A 15548-nucleotide genomic window follows, 5' to 3' on the forward strand; every position below is an offset into this window, starting at 1 on the left:
CTATTGTCCTAACTCTAATTGGTTTAAAGCCTGTATGTTACTAGCTCGCTGTGTAACTTGGCTTTGTTTGCAATGGAGACGTTGATCGAATCCGAGATCGTTTTTATAGTGGTGACATAAATCAAATAGCATGCTTCTCCAAGGTGCTTTACCTTGATACTGTGACACTTGATACCATAGCTTTTTATGTGTATCTATCAGCACTAGCTCATCAAAGTTAGGTAGTATGGCTAGCTGCCACTGTTTAAAATAGATAGCTCGCTGCTTCCTGGCCACCATCTCTTTATAAACTGAAGGAATAATGACTGCACGGCCATTTTCTCTGACTTCATAATTAGAAGCGGTTTCATAGATAACCTGCTTTTCGTCGATAAAACTGGCATTAATCGAACGAAATGGAACCGAAGACTCTACAAAGATTGAACGGTCTACTTTCGTATCATTTGCAGTTTGTAACGGAAGCCCATCAAAAGGTTGATCGCTCTTTTGCAGTGTTAAGCTAAGCTCTTGAAATAGGCTTGGAGCAATATCAATGAGTGAGAAACTACCTTGGATTTCTTTATTAATAGGAGGTGATATCTGTTGATTATCAAAACGGCGATATGCCATCAATACGTTAGTTTGATCTTGACTCAAAATATTAGTGCCGTGACCCCATGCGCTGGTATGTAATGTTTCGTTCATGGCTAAAGATGGGTTGTTAATTTCATCTTGTTCGAGCATAAACCCTTCACCATGATCTGAGATGAGATAAACAATGGCATTATCGAGGTAACCTCTTTGCTCAAGTTTAGAGAGAAAATCATCTATCTGCAGATCAACCTTCTTTAACATAGCTTGGTACATGAAATGGTTATAGTTCCCTTTCCATTCAGCACTATTAACGTCGATAAAATCTTTGGAGGTATAGGGCCAATGTAATTGGCAGAAATGCACTGATAGAAAGTTTGGTTCTGTACTCGATAAGCTGCGGAGAACCTCATCATTAAATTTTATTGGAGAATAAGCTTTTCCGTAACCTCGATTTATATACAAGTAGGGAAATAGCTTTGAGACCCCAGGAGTATTTGATAGCAAGTTAATCAGTGGAAAATCTGCTAAGCCACTTATGATGGCATCGGCTGCTCCTATTTTGGGGCCTATTACCTGATCAAAGCCATAGGAAGCATCAATTTGATTAAATCGTCTCTCATCCATAGCATATGTCGTTTGATAGTCTTTACGGTTTAGTTCTCTTATCAGTGGAAATTCTTGATTAACAAGCTCTGGTGGAGCCAAATTAAACCTTGCGCCATGATGTTTTGGGTACAAGCCAGATAAGATGCTCATCCAAGCGACATATGTACGACCAAGGGGGGTATAGGTGTTGCTATAAACTGTAGATTGAGAAATGAAATCATCTATAAATGGCGTAAAATTATTGGTACTGTTTTTGTAATTGAGATGATCGGGTCTAAGACCGTCTATGCCTATAATGAAGATATTTGGCTTCTGCTGAACACTCGCAGCGTGTTTAGGCTCAGGACTGTAATTTAAAATGAATACTAATACTGTGGCAGAGGCTATCCCAACTAAAGTGTTTTTTTTGCCAAACTGTGAATAAGTTGCCCATAGAAATAGTGTGATTACGGTGGTTAACATCATAAGTAAACTGATTGGGCTCGCAATAGGGGTATTTCTGAGAAATCCTAATAATGACGTTGGATAAAAATAGGCATTCGCTGCGAGTATTAATGTAAAGTGAAGTAATACGATGACAAACCAAATTTGGGTTTTAATTCCATTATGCTTAATGAGTTTAAACCATGGTTTACATGAGATAGTGATAATCAAAGACCAAATAAAATGAAACAAAACAACTAAAAAAATGAATATTCCTATATCAAATAACAGTCCAGGGCTCATCAGATCTTCACTTCTTACATGGGTCATGACAGATGCTATGGAGAAAGATGAAAAATATTGAATGAGTAATTTGAAATTATATAAAGCGACCAGAAAAAGGAGCATTAATGCATTGGTGCGCCAGAAGGTTCGCTTCATCGAGATACAGTTTTCTGTAGATTCCATATCAATTTGCATATCACTTTCCATGCTTTTTCCTATCGAATATTCATCTTAGACGCAACTCAGTTAACTTGATGCCTATATCAATCTTCTACCTGTTTTATCAATGTGCTAGCTTCGGATTCTACCGCTGAAGTGACTATATAGTTTTGATTATCCTTAATAACACTAGCAAGCTCAGAATCGGCAGGCCAATCCCCTAGTATTAGATATCGCTCCGCCAAACTCGAACCTGAAGGCTTATCAGTTTTAATCGATAATCGAGACTGGTAAACCGCCCATGCAGGGACGAGGTTCACAAGTAATAAGCAGATGATTACTAAGGTTAAACCTATTTGTTGTATCAATTCAAAATGTCTGTCCATAAAGCTCCCAAAGCATTAAAGGCACTAGCATTAACTAGGGTTAGGTTTCATTCGATTCTCTTAACTATTGTCATAACCATTGTCTTAAATTCGTGTTGTTAACTTAAGAAAGTATAGTTGGGACTTACAGGAATAGAGGTGTTTTCGGATAAAAATACTGTGCTAACTTGATCTGGTTAACTTTGTTTTTCTTAGTGGAGTGTACTAAATCTTAAAGGAGCAACATTGATATTATTGTGTGATAAATAATGAGAATACATTTGTAAGTATGAATGTTTTGTTGGTTTAACAGTTGGTTAAAAGAGGTTTGTTCTAAATGTCATGATTGAGACAAACGAAGAAGTTACCTAGTGGTTTTTATTGATATGGGAGAATGATGATGAAGAATATTGTGTTTATGATCAGTTTATTCTTCTATTCTTCGTTGGCATTCGCTCAGCCGAGCCCTTCAAGTAGGGCATTAACAGCTACAGATATATATCAATCAAACGGTAATCAACTCGTTTGGTTTGATAAATATGGGTTAACCATACAAGCAGTAAGTTTCAGTTTATTAATGGATGATTTAGGTGTTGATATAGCAAAGTTTTTGTCTTCTGAACAAACAGATACTCAATTGCTAATGACATATGAAAAAGATCAGGCTTATACAAGGGCTGCAGTGTATTTTTTAAATACTGTAAACGCCTCTAATGGTGGGGTTGATTTATTCACTGAGATTCATTTTATCGATATGGCGAAAAAAAATTCATTTTCTAGTTTTATTTCAAGTCTATCACCACCTTATGATGAAGTTTCAAGGTTAAGAGAGATGATCAGGCATTATAAAACCTTAGCGAGAAAGCCATGGCCAGGCATTGAGGGGATGACATTTAGATTAGGACAAAGTAACAATAATATTCTGCAGCTTAGGCAGCGCTTAGTTGAGCTGGGTGATATCGATCCCCCTGAATCATCACAACCATCACAACCATCACAACATAGAGCAGCGATATACGATCCTAGCTTAATTGAAGGTATCAAAAATTTTCAAAAGCGACACGGTATTGCTGAAAATGGCAAACTCGATGAGGTCACAATTAACTTACTCAATGTACTGCCTAGAAAGCGTGTCGAACTCATGCAGTTAAATCTATGGCGCTGGTTCAAATTACCTAACGAGTTACCTAGTAGGTATTTGAGGATCAATATTCCTAGCTTTGAGTTAAAGCTCTTAGAAAATGAGCATAAGGTGTTAACAATGAAAGTTATCGTTGGAAAGCCGAAAACACCTACGCCAACGATGACTACAACATTAACTCAAATCACAGTAAACCCAAGTTGGACCCCACCTTGGAGCATAGTCAGTAAAGAGTTGATCCCGCTTAATGATAAGCAACCTGGCTACTTAAGCCATCAAGATTTTAAATTAAGAAGACTCGATGATTTCTCTTTAATAGCACTCGATAAGATCAATAGTAAAAAACTAGCGTCACTACTGACTAATCATCAGCTGATTCAATTACCTGGTGCTAAAAATGCACTAGGAAGATATCGATTTAGGATTCCCAACAATAGTGCGATTTACTTGCATGATACACCAACAAAGTCGTTCTTTTCCTATCCCAATAGAGCTATGAGTCATGGCTGTATTCGATTGGAGAACCCCCAAGGTCTTTCTGACTACTTAATGCAAGGTGATAATCGAATGAGTAAACTGCGAAGGGCGGTAAATGAAAAATCGACACAATCATATAAAGTCGGGCAGCCTTTGCCTGTATTCATTACCTATCATACAACTTGGGTAGATGAACGAGGAAAATTACAGTTAAGAGATGATATCTACAGACGTGATAGTGAGGGTTAAGATGATTAATGACAGTCTAGAAGCTCCTGATTTTATGAAACTAATTCGTCAAGAAAAAAATGCCAGAATGAGATTGAAATTATTAGCTTTATTGCATTTTCATGAGGGAAAGTCACGATATCAAATTTCTGATTACCTCAAAGTGAGCCGTACTAGTGTAAATAAGTGGGTGAGTAGCTATTTAAGCCAAGGTTTAGAGGGGTTGAAAGATAAAAAACATAGCGGCAGGCCAGCTGCGTTAACAGAAGAGCAGCTGAAGCAATTGTCTATTTTTATCAAGCATAGGACTAGCAGCTGCGACAAGGATAAATTGCACGGTAGTGAGATTCAGAATTATATTTTGGATAATTTTGGCGTAAGTTATGAGATCAGTAATATTTACAGGATCATTGAGCGCTTAGGTTACGCTGATTAACTGATATTTATAACCATGACTAGAATTGTCATGGCATGAGTACATTGAAAAGTAAGCTGTGCTACTAATAACTTTACAAATTTAGTTCTGGCACTAGACTTTGATAGATAGGGAGGATTTATAGACGGGCTTTTAGCGTCTAGCCTTGATACAGAATAGATATCACCAACTCTTGTTGAAGTGTTAGGCACTTCAATTTCCACTTTTGAGCATCGATCACTTCTTTCTTCCAATATCTAGATGAAAATGATTTAGATTTCCTCTTCGATGGCTGTACTACCAAGGCTTTCAACTGCCTCAATCATATTTTTAGTATTGTAAGTTTAAACCAACTGATTAAATAAGTGATCTAATTTAACTTAAGTATATAAAAATCTAAAAAATGATTTTGTATTTTCTTTTAAAACTATAAGTCTATAACCCTTTGTTTAAATGGTGAATGTTTTAAGTGGTTTTAAATTTCAATTGAAAATAGAGACTTTCTTCATCTATCACCTCCAAGCTTTCCTTAGATGGGATATATCTACTCCTTAAAGAGCAGAGCACTCTTAGATCATTTAATTTATCCACATAGAGGGGATAAGAGGGATTTGCTACTTTTAAGTTAGCTTTAAATGTTTATGAATTTTGACACTTAAGGCCAGTGGAATAAGCGATGTTTGCTTATTAAATCACTTATCTCGTGTTAGTAGAGCACGCGAATTAGTTGTTAACTATTTCGTTAATCATTCTCTAATCACAGGTCTAATAACAGGTCTGATAAAAGCTAGTTGAGATAGATTCATTGAGGTAAGTAAATGGCCAAGTGCCGTATATATGATTAGGAGATCGACTCATGAATATTAAACAGATATTTACAGACTTTATTGAAGATGAAAGTGGTTTAACTGCTGTTGAATATGCGATTGCAGGTGGTTTAGTTGTTGGCGGTATGATTGCGGCATTTAATCAGCTTGGTTCAAATGCAACAAGCAAGCTTAACTGTCTTGCTTCAGCTGTAACAGGTGCAAGTAGTGACTGTACATCTGGCTCTTAGAATAACACTTTTAGATATAACTCGGTGCCCATATGGATGTGGGCAAGCTTTAAAGCAGGTTTTCTATAATTATGTCCATGGTGACTGGTTATGATTGAAACACAATTAACTCTTCAGCTTATCTTATCAGGTCTTTTTTTTACCGCAGCGATAATCATGGACCTCTATCAAGAAAAGATCCCTAATAAGCTCTGTTTATTGGCTATTTTCTCTGGCTTTGCGATTAATGCATATTATGCACAACTTGCTGGTGTGTTAATGGCAAGCTTCGGTTTTGGGCTAGCCTTCATTCTACTTTTCCCAACTTTTCTTTTTCGGATCTTAGGTGCAGGTGATATCAAGCTGATGATGGGAATAGGTGCGTTAATGGGGCCTGAACTGCTTTTTTCCAGTATCGCATATGGCATCGTTGCTGGTGCTGGAACGAGTCTTGTGTTGATCATTTGGAAGACTGGTTTTCGAGGTCTGGTTAAGACCTTAAAAAGATATTGGGATTGCATCTATCTACAAAGTTACTTTAAGCCTGAAGCTGATGAAGCAGCAGGGCAAAAAGTGCCTTATGCTCCTGCACTCGCTATCGGCTGGCTATGGGCTTGCTCTTTGAATAGTGAAATTTTAGCGCTGTATTTTAATTGGAATCAATACTTTGGCCTTTGGGGCATATAAATATGTTGAGACTTAGCACGGACGATCCGCAAACACCTCCCAAAATTGAAGAATTAAATAGCAGTGAATTAGCGCCTAGGCCAAAAACCGTTGAACAAACTGGTATACAAGAGTCAGTGTTACTTGAGCTTATGCTAAAGCACTTACTTGCAGGTGGTGTGCTCACAAAGGCTGAAATAGTCACCAACATGGGGATAACAGGGGGGATTATTCAGAAACTGTTGGACGATGCTAAACAGTTGGCATGGGTAGAAAATCGACAATCCACCCCTGATGGGCAGATGCGTTATGCATTAAGCCAAGGAGGGGACGAGTATGCCAAACAAGCCTCTGCTAAAAGCGGTTATAGAGGTTTAGTACCAGTTCCTCTGGCACAATATACAGAGATATGTTGCCAACAGTCGAGTAGACGAAACTCAATAACACTTGAGATGTTACAACATGGACTTAAGTCACTTGTGCTACCTAATGATCTTCTGCACAAAATTGGCCCAGCTTTAAATTCTAGTAGGCCAGTGCTTATTTATGGGCCTCCAGGTACTGGTAAAAGTTACCTGTGTCGGAACCTAAACTTGACATTGGGTGATTCAGTTTTGATCCCTTATGCCATCTCTATTGGTAATGAAATTATTCAGGTTTATGACCCTCAGCTCCATTATCGAGTCGATGATGATACATCGAGTATGAACCAGTTAGACCTAGTACAAGGTCATGATCCGAGATGGATAAAGTGTAAACGCCCGTTAAGAATTACCGGCGGGGAGTTAACCGCCGAGATGCTTGAGGTGCAATTTGATAGCCATAGTAGGACCTATATGGCCCCAATACAGCTAAAAGCGAACAATGGCATCTTACTATTAGACGACCTTGGCCGTCAAAAAATCAGTGCAAAACAGTTGTTTAACCGCTGGATTATCCCTATGGAAGAGAGACGTGACTTTCTTGCATTACAATCTGGCGAGCATTTTGAGATCCCTTTTGAGCTAATTCTACTTTTTTCTACTAATCTAAATCCTAATGAACTTGTTGATGATGCTTTTTTAAGAAGACTGGGTTACAAGATCCACTTTGATGCACTCGATGAACCGCTATATAGAAAAATATGGTTTCAAGTGTGTGAAGAGCAAAAGTTAGTGTGTCATGAAGAGGAATACCGTCACCTTCTTAATGATTATCATCAGTTATTTGAAAAGCCTTTGATCCCTTGTTACCCCAGAGACCTGTTAGGGATAATGTCAGATCAAATCAGCTTTATGGGGTTAAAGCGAGAGGTCACCAAGTCTTTAATTGCTGAAGCTTGGTCTATCTACTTTGTCTAATAAACAGCCTTGATATCAATAAGCGTCTAAGGAGCTTTTGATGAACAATAAAACACTATTATTTGTCTTACTTTCATTGATATTTGGCGTTGCTGCTGTATTTCTTGCTCAAAGTTGGCTCAAATCAAATACTGAAGCAAACTCTCCTCAAGCATCAACAGGTGTGATCACTATGGCAACAGTTGCGCCTTTAGGAGCAATTCTTGAGCGAAAAAACCTTAAGTTAACCCCTATGCCAAACTCTGTGATCCCAGAGACGGCAATCAAATCTTTTGAAGAAGCTGAAGGCATGGTGGTTAAGCAAAACCTCTATGTTGGTGAAATCTTACGTAGCGAACGCTTAACTAAGAAAGGTGAAGGCAGTACCTTAGCCAGTTTGATCTCCCCCCAGATGAGAGCTGTTACTATTAGGGTTAATGATGTCATTGGTGTTGCAGGTTTTTTACTCCCTGGTAATCGTGTTGATGTGCTCAATCTTTTTAAAAGAGATGGTCGATTACAAACAGATGTTGTATTAGCAAACGTCAAAATCCTTGCAATTGATCAACGTGCTTCTAATGACGAGAACAAGCCTAAACTTGTACGTGCTGTCACACTAGAGTTAAACCTCGAGCAAGCTGAAACCATTATGATTGCTAAGGGGCGCGGTAAGTTGCAACTTGCTTTAAGAAACCCCAATGATTCTGCCAAAGTTGAGCTCGCTCTGATCCGAGATTCAGACAGTGGAGCTGTCGAAGATACTGGCGTTTCTGCTGCGGAAGAGCAGAATATCGTGACAGAACCTATCCCAGCCATCGTGAGAGTATCCTCTGAATCTAAATCAAAAGTGTACCTGCTAAAAGGAATGAAAGAGCAGGTTATCAAGGTCAATAATTAGCGTTAAGTGTTTATGGTTTCCATAAATAACATACAGGAGTGCACCATGGCACGTTCAATACTTAATTTGGCTAGGCTAGCAACTTGCATCTTTGGTTTATGTTTGTTTTCTTTTACAAGCTATGCAGGTGGTCCTACGGGGGCGGAAAGAGAGATAAAACATATCCCTATTTTTAAATCTAAAGTTTTTAAGATTGGACATGCCGTTCATAGGGTGAGTGTCGGTAATCCAAAAATTGGTGATATAAAATTACTGCCTAACAATGAGTTATATGTACTTGGTAAAAAGTTAGGCAGTACAAATATAATGATTTGGGATAAAAATGAGCAGCTTGTTGAGGTACTGGATATTGAGATAACGCACGACCTTAATGGGTTAAAAACGAGGTTACATGAGTTCCTACCATCTGAAAAGCTTGGGGTACAAACGTCGCAAGGCCAATTACTCATTAGTGGACAGGCTTCAAATTTACAAAAGATGAATACGGCGGTTGAGTTAGCACAAGCCTATGCGCAAGCAGCTTCTGTATCTAAAGTGAAGAGCAGTGTGCTCAATATGATGACTGTAGGTGGCGATCATCAAGTGATGCTTGAAGTGGTTATAGCAGAAGTGCAACGAGAAGTAGCCAAACAGTTTGATTCAAAGTTTTTTATATACAGTCAAGGAGATAAGTTTTCAGGAGGTACGGCTGGCGGCGGTGGTGCTTTTGATTTAAACCCTGCTGCAGCGATAGATAACCGGGGTTTCTTTGCAAGGTATCTTAATGACAACTTATTGATGAATTTTGCATTAGATGTAGCCAAACAAAATGGCCTTGCAAAAGTCCTCGCTGAGCCTAATGTGACCGCAATGAGCGGACAATCAGCTGAGTTCTTGTCTGGTGGTGAGTTTCCAATCCCTGTGCCTGGCACAAATGGCTCGACCACAATCCAATATCGAGATTTTGGTGTTGGGGTTAAATTTGTACCAATAGTGCTAGATTCTGGACAGATCAATTTGAATTTGAATGTGATGGTGAGTGAAGTCAGTAACGCTAACTCCGTGACACTTTCCGGAGGCGGTTCAAGTGTTGCCCTTGTTGTCCCCTCTATTATCAAACGTACAACGGCTACAACTGTTGAGTTAGCCGATGGTCAAACGATCGCAATTAGTGGCTTGATCAGCGATACATTAAGAGAAAATATCGATAAGTTACCAGGCTTGGGTGATATACCGATACTTGGGCAACTGTTTACCAGTAAAAGCTTTAAAAGCGGTCAGAGTGAACTTGTGATCTTAGTGACCCCTAGGCTCGTAAGGCCATTTAATAGAAAACAGATCTCTTTACCCACAGACGACTTTGTCTCTCCATCTGATATCGAATTCTACTTATTAGGCAAGTTAACAGAAAAGCAGCAAGATTCTGATAAACATCAAACCCCCTATGAGGCTGTAGAAAGTGAAGTAAAATTAGATGATAGCGGCACTCAACAAAAATACGGTCACTCGCTTTAGTGGTTTTGTATGAAATATGCCTGTACGTAAGTAGAAAGAGAGAGTTTTTACGAAAAGTGTTGGAGATTAACGTGATGAAAAGTAGAGAAATAGTCAACTATTTGAAAGTTGTTGTAGCTGTATCAGTTGTAAGCTTAACGGGCTGTGCTGAGCTGAATAACTTTCCAATGGGTGAAAGTTACCATCAAGTAAAGCAACTACAGATACTCGATATGAATGCTCCAGAAAGAAATGAGGGGATTGTTTTAACCTTAGAAGGAAATTATGGTGAAAAGGTGATGAAATCCTATAGAGACAGTAACTACCTACCTAGGAATGCCAGAGAAAAGATTACGATTAAAGTAAATAAATAATGGCTACCTTTTTAATCTTCTCTACCTTTACAGAGTATGTACTGAAAACCATACTTAAACTTAGGTAATAATGTGGCCTAGACTATCTTGAAGCAGGGTTGCCAACGGATAGCTAATAGCCAATAGATAATAGTGAATGGAGGCAAGATGTTTCCCTCACAAAATATTGTTAAACAGCTAAACTCTCGTACTTGTTCAAAGCAATGTGGCGCTATGCTTGTGATGTTTACAATAGGCCTTTTTTCATTGCTTGCTGTGGCAGCGTTAGCCTTAGACAGTGGCCATATGTTGTTGGATAAAGGGCGTCTGCAAAATGCGGCAGACTCTTCGGCGCTATATGCTGGCAAAATATTACAAGGTGGAGGGAGCCTTTATGAAGCCAGAGAAGCGGCGACAGCCATCCTCATAGAAAACTTTCAGTTTTCTGAAAATGCTGACCTAGATACAAGTATAAGCCTCTCATCGCCAGACTATAACTCAACGCAAGTTACACCTAATCTCTTTATTGAGTTTTCTGAGTGGCCAGATCCTTTTATTCCTGTTTTCGATGAAGGCAGTAAATATGTACGTGTACGTATTGAAAATGTTGGGCTTAATAACTTTATCGCACAAATTTTAAATTTTAATAAAGTGGTTAGAGCTTCGGCCGTTGCTGGTAAAAGTACCGATATAGAATGTCTTAACCGAGTTGTGCCCTTAATGGTTTGTGGTGTCAATTCTGATCCAGACTTTACCATTACTGACCCGATTTCAGGTGAAGTGACTGATGCACCATTTGGGTTACCATTACGTACCCTTTATGTCATGAAGACAGGCTCAAATCAAGGCTCTGCGATTGGTCCAGGAAACTTTCAATTACTCCGCCTCGATGGTTCATCAGGCGGCGCTGATATCCGCCGGGCTTTAGCTGGTGAGTTTACCCCAGGTTCCTGTGTAAGCCCTGGTGATCAAGTAAATACTGAGCCTGGAAATACTGTAGGGCCTGTCGTGCAAGGCATTAATACGCGTTTAGGAAAATGGCAAGGTGGGGGGGTCAATTCAACAGATCATAAAAGAGACACCAATATATGCCAGGGGGACAGAGTTGATGTTGATTCGGATGGTGTGATTGTTCCACTTGATGCAGGAGAGGCTGAATACAGCTACCAGAACTATCTAGATAATGATGAATTACTTAACTGTGACAGCGGTGACATATCTATAGACACCGTTAATACCTCAGGTGGGCGTCGGGAACTGCCTGTTGTTGTCGGCCTTTGTGATGGGATGACAAATGGTGCAAATACTATTACTTCATTAGGAACTGGCTGTTTCTTTTTAATTCAGGAAGTAAACCAGAAGGGGAATGATGCTCATATTGTCGGTGAGTTTGCTCGCGTGTGTTCAAGCACTGGTAGTGCTTCGCTGGACCCTGGATTTGTCAGTAACACCTCAACCATAGTGCTTTATCGTGATCCTGATAGCCCAGATTCATAATGGAGACAGTGATGATAAATCAAAAAGGCGTCGCAGCAGTTGAGTTTACTATCATGCTTCCTATGTTACTTATTCTGGTGTTTGCTACAGGTGAGATTGGTCGAGCTCTGTTTCAATATAGCCACCTGACTCGAATGGTAAGGGATGCTGGTCGTTATATATCTACAACCGCAATTCAAAATACCACTGAAAACCTGCCTGATCCGTTTAATGATGCGAGTTGCAAAAACTGTATTTCTAACACCAAAGATATCTTAGTGTACGGCTACGTCGGCGGTACTTCTGCGCTGCTGGATGGCCTATCTCCATCAGATGTGACGATAACCGCATTACCGGCAACAGAAAGAATCACGATAACTGTAGAATATGACTGGCAACCCCTATTCGGAGAGCGACTGTCTCATTTTAGTTTAGGAGAGAAGGGAAGTTCTGATATGAGCTTCAATATGAGTGTTAGTTATACGGTGAGAGCGATATGAAATACCAAAAGGGAGTCTATGCCGTTGAATTTGCCATTGTTGGCGGCTTTTTTCTGTTTTTGCTATTTGCCATTATTGAAGTGGGTCGCTTGATGTTTACCTACAATGTACTTCACGAGGCCTCACGTAGAGCCGCTAGAATAGCCGTCGTTTGCCAGATTGACGACACAGATATTAGCAATATGGCCCTGTTTTACGGTGCGAATCTTATCCCTAACCTGTCTCCTTCAAATTTAACCATCAGTTATTTAGATGAGGCTGGCAATACCGCTACTGGTATTGATATTGCCTTAGTAAGAGCCGATATATCAAATTATCAACATCAGTTTTTGGTTCCCGGGCTCGCAAGAGTCATTAATTCGCCGACTTTTACGACTTTTTTACCGAGAGAAAGCCTTGGGGTTTACCATGTTGATGATGAAGACCCAGGTAGTGGGTACATAGATTGTAATTAATTCATCTCCAGTCTCGAAATTCTTACTATAGTAAATATAAGGATTTTTTCTGGGAAGGAAGGCCGAATGGATAAGCCGTTGGAGTTAATAGTGTCTGATAATAATGAAAAGGAGACTAACTTAAAGACGCATGCGAATCCGACGTCAAAAACTATGCATAAAACGACTGTTCACCAGACAAATAGCATTTTGCCATACCCTGTTCATGCCCAAGTCATTAATAGCCAGCATCAGTCCCTTAGTGAAATTGAGGCGATACTCGATAATTGCTTAAACCTTTCATGGCAAGCTATTGAAACACTGAACCCCTTTATTAGTAATCAGCCTAATGCTCGCCCGTTTAACCTTATCTTATTGGTTTTACCCAACGAAGAGTCTCAAGCTGTTCAAGCACTAAAGCTTGCAGCTACATACCAAGTCGACGTTATTATTTTAGGGCAAGATACGCCTCAGAATGTGCTAAGACTGGCATTTCAACAAGGTGTGAGTGATTTTATTCCTATTGATAGCGCTGATAATGAACTCGTTACTTCATTAGAGAAAATTGCCAATAAACTCGCTGAAAAAGCGGATCTAGCACCTGTTTTGGCCATTGTGAACGGCAAGGGTGGCTCTGGTGCAAGTTTCATCGCAACGAGCTTAGCTGTGATAACTGCAGCGAGAGAGGAGGGAGAGGTCTCCCTGCTTGATACTGACTTACTACAGGGCACCTTAGCTCACATGTTGGGCTTAGAGCCAAGCTATTACATTACAGATGCTATACAGGAGCTAGACTCATTAGATGAAGTGGCGTTAAAAGGAGCGATGACTAATCGAGGTCACTTGCACCTATTAGCTGCAGAGCCTTTTGCTGTGCTTAACTCTCCAGAGCCTATAAACCTTAGAAATACTAATGATCTCCTGCTTAAATGCCGACAGTTTTACGATCAGGTTTTTATTGACCTATCTAGAGGTCCAGAGGTATGGAATGCCGATATGTTAACTAATGCTGAGATTCTGTTGGTGATGCAGCAAAACGTAATGAGCATACGCGAGACACGAGCTGTGGTTAATCAACTGGTGAACTTTATGGGAATTGAAAAAGGTAAAATTCACATATTAGTCAATAGGTATCAAAAAACCAGTTCGGGCATTACGTTAAAAGATATCAAAGAGACTGTTGGGATCAATTCAGTATTTGTGGTCTCTAATGACTTTAAACTAGCTAGCCAGTGTATCGATCTAGGCACACCAATTGTTGATGTGGCAAAACGAGAACAGATGCTAACCGATCTTATCAGCGTCACAGAGCATTTTTTCCCAAAATCTAAATCAGCAGATGAGCATTCAAATGGATTTTGGAATCGACTATTAGGGAAGTGATAATGAGCCTGATACAAAATAATGAAGAAGTAGAATTTAAGCCTCTTTCACAAGAGGAGCTATTGCTAAAAGAGCAGCTATATAATCAGCTCCTTAATGTGATGGACCTTTCATTAATAGAGACAATATCAAAAGACCAAGCTAAGCAACAGATCACTGATATTTGTGAAAAGTTAATTAATGATGTACATCTCCCAATAAACCTTACCGCTAGACAAAGGCTAATCAAGCTAATCATAGATGAAGTGCTGGGTTTAGGTCCACTTGAAACATTACTTGCTGACCCTTCAGTTTCAGACATCTTAGTTAACTCATTTGATCGTGTCTATGTAGAGCGACGAGGTAAATTAGAGCCTGTTGCGATTAACTTTCATAACAACGCACACCTACTGAATATCATTGACCGAATCGTCTCTAGTGTTGGGCGACGTATTGATGAATCGTCCCCTATGGTTGATGCAAGGCTAGAGGATGGCTCTCGCGTTAATGCCATCATTCCGCCGCTTGCACTAGACGGCCCAGCTCTATCAATAAGACGTTTTGCTGTAGATAAGCTAAAAGCTGAACAATTGATAAGTTATGGCTCAATCACCGCACCTATGGTTGAGCTACTGAAAGGCTCAGTGGCTGGCAAGCTTAACATTCTAGTATCAGGGGGAACCGGTAGTGGTAAGACGACATTACTTAATATGTTATCAGGATACATACCAAGTGATGAACGCATCGTGACGATTGAGGATTCTGCTGAACTACAATTACAGCAGCCTCATACAGTAAGACTAGAGACTCGTCCTGCCAATATTGAGGGCAGAGGTGAAGTTAGTCAGCGTGAGCTAGTCAAGAACTGCTTGAGAATGAGGCCAGACAGAATCGTTATCGGCGAGGTGCGAGGTGGTGAAGCATTAGATATGTTAACCGCAATGAATACCGGCCATGAAGGGTCCTTGACAACTTTACATGCTAACAGCGCAAGGGATGCATTAGGGCGCCTAGAGTACATGGTGTGTATGGCTGGTTTTGACATGCCAGTAAGTAATATTCGTACACAAATTGCCTCAGCTATTGATCTTGTTGTGCAACTTGAGCGACTCGAAGATGGGGGGAGACGTATTACCAGTATTCAAGAGATTAATGGGATGGAGGGTGAGATTATCACTATGTCAGAGATCTTTCATTTTGTCCGTGAAGGGCGCGATCAAAATGGTGACATAATTGGTAATTTTAATGCTACTGGCGTGATCCCTGGTTTTCATAGCAAGCTTAAGCAACATGGTATTGACCTTCCTTACGAACTGTTTAATAGCGGCGATCCATTTGCTGATTTTTAGGGGCTACTGA

General features: G+C 39.8%; 15 protein-coding genes. 13 read left to right on the forward strand and 2 right to left on the reverse strand.

Translation table 11 applies throughout. From position 1 onward, the window contains the following. Nucleotides 1-2094, reverse strand: coding sequence for a sulfatase-like hydrolase/transferase (locus tag BM736_RS09580; protein WP_256717775.1), 2094 nt, complete (start codon nucleotides 2092-2094; stop codon nucleotides 1-3). Between the two features lie 56 nt (nucleotides 2095-2150). Next, nucleotides 2151-2432, reverse strand: coding sequence for a hypothetical protein (locus BM736_RS09585; RefSeq protein WP_076411303.1), 282 nt, complete (start codon nucleotides 2430-2432; stop codon nucleotides 2151-2153). 379 nt (nucleotides 2433-2811) lie between these two features. Here BM736_RS09585 and BM736_RS09590 point away from each other — a divergent pair, with 379 nt between their 5' ends. From BM736_RS09590 to BM736_RS09650, 13 genes are all read left to right on the forward strand, one after another. Beyond that, nucleotides 2812-4278, forward strand: a complete 1467-nt coding sequence (locus BM736_RS09590) for a L,D-transpeptidase family protein (protein ID WP_179079034.1) — start codon at nucleotides 2812-2814, stop codon at nucleotides 4276-4278. Between the two features lies 1 nt (nucleotide 4279). Beyond that, on the forward strand, nucleotides 4280-4693 hold the full coding sequence (locus BM736_RS09595) for a helix-turn-helix domain-containing protein (RefSeq protein WP_076411307.1): 414 nt from the start codon (nucleotides 4280-4282) through the stop codon (nucleotides 4691-4693). Nucleotides 4694-5528: 835 nt separating this feature from the next. After that, the gene (locus BM736_RS09600; RefSeq protein WP_076411309.1) at nucleotides 5529-5729 is read left to right on the forward strand and encodes a Flp family type IVb pilin; all 201 of its coding nucleotides are present in this window, start codon (nucleotides 5529-5531) and stop codon (nucleotides 5727-5729) included. 90 nt (nucleotides 5730-5819) lie between these two features. Further along, nucleotides 5820-6395 (forward strand): prepilin peptidase, encoded by a 576-nt coding sequence (locus BM736_RS09605; protein ID WP_076411311.1) that lies wholly within the window; start codon nucleotides 5820-5822, stop codon nucleotides 6393-6395. 2 nt (nucleotides 6396-6397) lie between these two features. Continuing rightward, nucleotides 6398-7714 (forward strand): AAA family ATPase, encoded by a 1317-nt coding sequence (locus tag BM736_RS09610; protein ID WP_143562373.1) that lies wholly within the window; start codon nucleotides 6398-6400, stop codon nucleotides 7712-7714. 40 nt (nucleotides 7715-7754) lie between these two features. Then, a complete protein-coding gene (gene cpaB / locus BM736_RS09615; RefSeq protein ID WP_076411313.1) occupies nucleotides 7755-8591 on the forward strand; it encodes a Flp pilus assembly protein CpaB in 837 nt (278 codons plus the stop codon). 45 nt (nucleotides 8592-8636) lie between these two features. After that, a complete protein-coding gene (locus tag BM736_RS09620; RefSeq protein WP_083700021.1) occupies nucleotides 8637-10085 on the forward strand; it encodes a type II and III secretion system protein family protein in 1449 nt (482 codons plus the stop codon). Between the two features lie 74 nt (nucleotides 10086-10159). Beyond that, nucleotides 10160-10438, forward strand: a complete 279-nt coding sequence (locus BM736_RS09625; RefSeq protein ID WP_076411315.1) for a hypothetical protein — start codon at nucleotides 10160-10162, stop codon at nucleotides 10436-10438. A gap of 147 nt (nucleotides 10439-10585) precedes the next feature. Then, entirely contained in the window at nucleotides 10586-11914 is a 1329-nt protein-coding gene (locus BM736_RS09630; RefSeq protein WP_076411317.1) for a Tad domain-containing protein, read from the forward strand. Between the two features lie 11 nt (nucleotides 11915-11925). Beyond that, the gene (locus BM736_RS09635) at nucleotides 11926-12393 is read left to right on the forward strand and encodes a TadE/TadG family type IV pilus assembly protein (protein ID WP_076411319.1); all 468 of its coding nucleotides are present in this window, start codon (nucleotides 11926-11928) and stop codon (nucleotides 12391-12393) included. After that, entirely contained in the window at nucleotides 12390-12848 is a 459-nt protein-coding gene (locus tag BM736_RS09640; protein WP_076411321.1) for a TadE/TadG family type IV pilus assembly protein, read from the forward strand. The genes BM736_RS09635 and BM736_RS09640 overlap by 4 nt, the downstream gene beginning before the upstream one ends. A gap of 66 nt (nucleotides 12849-12914) precedes the next feature. After that, nucleotides 12915-14210 carry a P-loop NTPase gene (locus BM736_RS09645; protein ID WP_076411323.1) on the forward strand — a complete coding sequence of 432 codons (1296 nt, stop codon included), beginning with the start codon at nucleotides 12915-12917 and terminating at the stop codon, nucleotides 14208-14210. Nucleotides 14211-14212: 2 nt separating this feature from the next. Further along, nucleotides 14213-15538, forward strand: a complete 1326-nt coding sequence (locus tag BM736_RS09650) for a CpaF family protein (RefSeq protein ID WP_076411325.1) — start codon at nucleotides 14213-14215, stop codon at nucleotides 15536-15538. The last annotated feature ends 10 nt before the right edge of the window (nucleotides 15539-15548 follow it).

Source organism: Shewanella sp. UCD-KL12 (genome assembly GCF_001957125.1).
In the GTDB taxonomy this organism is placed as follows: Bacteria; Pseudomonadota; Gammaproteobacteria; order Enterobacterales; family Shewanellaceae; genus Shewanella.